Origin of the sequence: Micromonospora sp. M51, from assembly GCF_018070305.1 — a bacterium.
Taxonomy (GTDB): domain Bacteria; phylum Actinomycetota; class Actinomycetes; order Mycobacteriales; family Micromonosporaceae; genus Micromonospora; species Micromonospora parva.
The window spans coordinates 1-4020 of the sequence record NZ_JAGPXZ010000586.1 but is presented as its reverse complement, the minus strand read 5'-3'; the positions used below and the strand labels follow the sequence as shown (position 1 = coordinate 4020).

The following is a 4020-nucleotide window of genomic DNA, read 5'->3' as shown; positions in this document are numbered from 1 at the left end:
GCCGAGTTCCCGGCCGGCGCGGCGCTGTCGCTGGCGATCATGCCAGTGCTCTCGTACGCCCAGCGCCGCGCCGGCCGGGAACTCGGCTCCCGCTCTGCGGTCGCCGACTCCAAGCAGACCCTGCTGTGCACGTACCTGTCCGCGGTCCTGCTCGTCGGTCTCGGGGTCAACAGCCTGTTCGGCTGGGCCTGGGCCGACCCGATCGCCGCGCTGGTGATCGCCGCCGTCGCCGCCAAGGAAGGCCGGGAGGCGTGGCGCGGCGATGCCTGCTGCGTCGCCCCGCTGACCACCCCTCCGACCGACACCGCGGCCGGTGGGCCCGGCGACAGCGATGCCGGCGCGTGTGGGTGCGGGCCCGGCTGCTCCTGCTGCACGACCGATGCGACATGACCGGGTGGCCCTCGGCCGGGCCGTCCGCCTCGCGGAGACCGCACCGGATCCGCGCTCGGTGGTGGTCGATTTCAGCGTTGTGTTCATGGGCCGCTGCCGAGGCCGCCTCCAGCATCGCGTCGAAGAGCCCCGGCACACACCGGGTGACCGCCAGGTGTGGCGAACCAACCGGTAACGGATTGCCCATGCCACGCCAACCCGAAGCGTCCGGGCTGGCGTGAGCCGCCGCCCCGGCTCCGCCGGCTTGGAAAGCGGCCGACGACGATGACGAGACGGTGGTCCACGACCCTCGGCTGCTGGGTCCCGACACCATGTCCGTGGCCGCCGACGGGCACCGGTACGTCACCGCCAACCAACCGCACCACCAGGCGACGTGCCAACCCGGGCAAGACCTGCGGCGCAAGCCGTACGCACTGTTCCGGATCCGGGCCGACGCGGGCCCGGTCCGGTGGCGCTGACCGGGCCCGCCCGCCCCTAGGAAACAGTCCCTAGGTGCGCGTGCTCCACTGCTGGTTGGCGCCGCCGTGGCAGGCCCAGAGGTGAAGTTGCGTCCCGTTGGCGGTGCCGGAACCGATGGCGTCGAGGCACAGCCCCGACTGGGCTCCGGTGATGGTGCCGTTGGCGTTCACGTTCCACTGCTGGTTGGCTTGGCCGTTGCAGTCCCAGATGATCACCGCGGTGCCGTTGCTGCTGCCCGCTCCGCTGGCGTCCAGGCACTTGTTGCCGTAGACGGTCAGGGTGCGGTTGGCGGTGTGGGTCCACCGTTGGTTGGTCCCACCGTGGCAGTCCCACAGTTGCGGGCGGACGCCGTTGCTGGTGCTGGAGTTGGGGATGTCGATGCACCGGCCGGACTGGCCGCCCACGATCAGCACGTTCTGCTGGCCGGCCGGTGGGGTCGTCGGCGGGGGAGTGGTGGGCGGCACGTCGGAGCCGAACTGGGTGAAGAACCGCCACACCTCCTGCTTGACCCAGCTCCGCGCGCCGCTCTCGCAGCCGGCGCACCCGTCCACCGGACCCTGCTGGTGGCCGCCGTCGAACGCCGCCCAGAGCACCGGGTATCCGGGTTGGCAGGAGTAGGCAGTGGTGATGTGGGTCAGGCTGCCCGCCCTCGGCTCCGGCGGGGTCTGCGCGGCGCAGCCGTTGTTCCGGACGAACCTGTCACGCAGCGACCGTCCGCTGGCGATGTTGTCGTTGATGCCGTGAATCCCCAGGTACGCCACCGGTTGGGTGCCGCCGCTGCATCCGCTGATCGCTCCCGGGGCGGCGATTGCGGCGACCGCCCGGAACACCGTCGGGCGGGAGCACGCCAACGAGTAGCTCATCGCGCCGCCGTAGCTGAAGCCGACCGAGAAACGTTGGGTGGTGTCGACGCAGAGGGCGTTGTCGATCACACGGATCATGTCGTCGGTGAAGGTCACGTCTTCACCGTTGGTGTTGCCCCAGCCGTTGTTGAGGCCCTGCGGGGCGACGAAGATCGTCGTGTTGTTGGCCTGCGAGAGCATGCCGTAGTAGGCCCAGGCGGCCCCGTCGGTGCCGCCCGAGGCGACCTGGTTGGCGGTGCCGCCCAACCAGTGGAACCCGAAGGCCAGCCGGTGGGCATAGGTGTTGTTGTAGTTGTCCGGCAACCGAAGGATGAAGCTGCGGCTCTTTCCGCTGCTCTGGATGGTGTGGGTGCCGCTGGTCAGCCCGGGTGCCTTGCCGCAGCCGGCAGTGGTGGCCGCTGCCGCCGGCGCGACGGTCGTGACGACGTACATGCCGACGGCGATCAGAACCAGGACGGCCAGGACTGCCCCCGGCCAGGGCGTGGTGTGTTTGCGAAGTGGCACGACTGAGTCTCCTTGTGCGTGGGTGAGCATCGGGAACATCACCGGGCTCAGCTCCGGCTCCATCGTTGGTTGGCCGCGCCGGTGCAGTCCCAGATCTGGATGCGCGTGCCGTTGGCCGTGCCGTTGCCGACCGTGTCCAGGCACCGGCCCGACCCAACTCCGGTGATCGAGCCGTCGGCGTTGAGCAGCCACTTCTGGTTGGACTGGCCGTTGCAGTCCCAGATGATCACCGAGCTGCCGTTCGCGGTGCCGGCGCCGTTGACGTCGAGGCACTTGCCGCCGAAGACCCGCAGCTCCTGGGCGGCGGTCGAGGTCCAGCTCTGGTTGCTCTGGCCGTGGCAGTCCCAGATGATCGCCGCCGCGCCGTTGGTCTGCGAGGCGCCGTTGACGTCCAGGCACCGTCCGGAGGACGTGTTGCGCACTGCCGACGTGCCGCTCGGCGGCGGGGTGGTCGGCGGTGGGGTGGTCGGCGGTGGCGTGGTGGGGTCGGTGCTACCGAACTGGGTGAAGAACTTCCACACCTCGCCCTTGGTCCAGGTCCTGGCGCCGCTGTCCCCGCCGCCGTCCACCGGGCCGGGGGTGTGCCCGCCGTCGAAGGCGGCCCAGACCACCGGATAGCCGGCCCGGCAGCCGGAGTAGGTGGTGGTGATGTGGGTCAGGCTGCCCGCCCTCGGCTCGGGTGGGTTCTGTGCGGTGCACCCGTTGTTGCGCACGAACGTGTCGCGCAGCGACCGTCCGGCGGACACGTTGAGCACCGGGTCCCCGATGCCATGGATTCCCATGTACGCGACCGGCTGGGTGCCGCCGCTGCATCCGCTGAGCTGCCCGCCGGAGTAGACCGCGACAGCGCGGAAGACGGTGGGCCGGGAACAGGCGAGGGAGTAGCTCATGCCGCCGCCGTAGCTGAAGCCGAGCGCGAAGCGTTGCGTGGTGTCGACACAGAGGTCCGCCTCGATCACCCTGATCATGTCGTCGACGAAGGTGACGTCCTGGCCGCCGGGGTTGGCCCAGCCGTTGCCGTTGCCCTGCGGGGCGACGAAGATGGTGCTGTTGTTGGCCTGCTGCCGCAACCCGTAGTAGGACCAGGCCGCCCCGTCGGACCCGCCGCCGTCGACGTCGTTGGCGGTGCCGCCGTTCCAGTGGAATCCGAAGATCAATCGGTAGGCGTGGTTGCGGTCGTAGTTCTCCGGGATCCTCAGGATGAAACTGCGGTTCTGGCCGCTGCTCTGGATGGAGCGTTGGCCGCTGGTCAACGTGGGTGCCTTGCCGCACCCGGCGGTCGCCGCTGCCGCGCCGATCTCCGCTGCCGACGCGGTGGTGCGCACGCCACCGGCCAACGCCGCCGCGCTCACGGTCACGACGACGGCCGCCGCCGTCGCGAGGAGACCAAGGATGGGTCTACGTCTTGTCATGAAGGGGCTCCCGCCACTCGGCACGAACTGATGGAAAGGGGGTGCGCGGGGCCACCCGCACACCGCCACGACAGACCGGGTCACCCGCGCCGACCGCGTTCGCCCCGGAAGAAACCCAGCGGATGTGATGTGTCCACGGGACCCCGGCCGGCTCATCGACACAGGTTTCCGCCACTGGTCTCGCCGCCCACGCGGGACCAGTCGGCCGTCGAATCGATTCGCTCAGACGCTAGAACGGACAGTGAAAGATGTCAATGTCGTGTCCGGTGCGTTGCGCCTGCGGTGACAGCGGTCAGGCGCGCGTGAGCTCGGCCGCGCCGAACGAGACCGCGAATCGCTTGCACCAGATGGAGACGCTCCGGAAGTCGCGTGGATCAACCGAGGCTGGTAGC

General features: G+C 70.0%; 5 protein-coding genes. 2 read left to right on the top strand and 3 right to left on the bottom strand.

Annotation, left to right across the window (positions count from 1 at the left end):
* Together KBX53_RS25005 and KBX53_RS25000 are read left to right on the top strand one after the other, a co-directional pair.
* Positions 1 to 390: cation transporter (locus tag KBX53_RS25005; protein WP_210861967.1), on the top strand; the 390-nt coding region annotated here is incomplete at its 5' end.
* Between the two features lie 275 nt (positions 391 to 665).
* Complete coding sequence (locus KBX53_RS25000; RefSeq protein WP_030330793.1) at positions 666 to 848, top strand: hypothetical protein; 183 nt, start codon at positions 666 to 668, stop codon at positions 846 to 848.
* Positions 849 to 878: 30 nt separating this feature from the next.
* Here the strand turns inward: KBX53_RS25000 and KBX53_RS24995 are convergent, their stop codons facing one another.
* The 3 genes from KBX53_RS24995 to KBX53_RS24985 form a co-directional block, all read right to left on the bottom strand.
* On the bottom strand, positions 879 to 2216 hold the full coding sequence (locus KBX53_RS24995) for a ricin-type beta-trefoil lectin domain protein (RefSeq protein WP_309140848.1): 1338 nt from the start codon (positions 2214 to 2216) through the stop codon (positions 879 to 881).
* 47 nt (positions 2217 to 2263) lie between these two features.
* Positions 2264 to 3628, bottom strand: coding sequence for a ricin-type beta-trefoil lectin domain protein (locus KBX53_RS24990; RefSeq protein ID WP_210861966.1), 1365 nt, complete (start codon positions 3626 to 3628; stop codon positions 2264 to 2266).
* Positions 3629 to 3920: 292 nt separating this feature from the next.
* On the bottom strand, positions 3921 to 4020 hold a 100-nt coding region (locus KBX53_RS24985), incomplete at its 5' end, for a DM13 domain-containing protein (RefSeq protein ID WP_210861969.1).

What these genes read in the sequence shown, in the direction of transcription:
- KBX53_RS24990 (WP_210861966.1), bottom strand. Translation starts at nt 3,628, where the DNA reads ATGACAAGACGTAGACCCATCCTTGGTCTCCTCGCGACGGCGGCGGCC.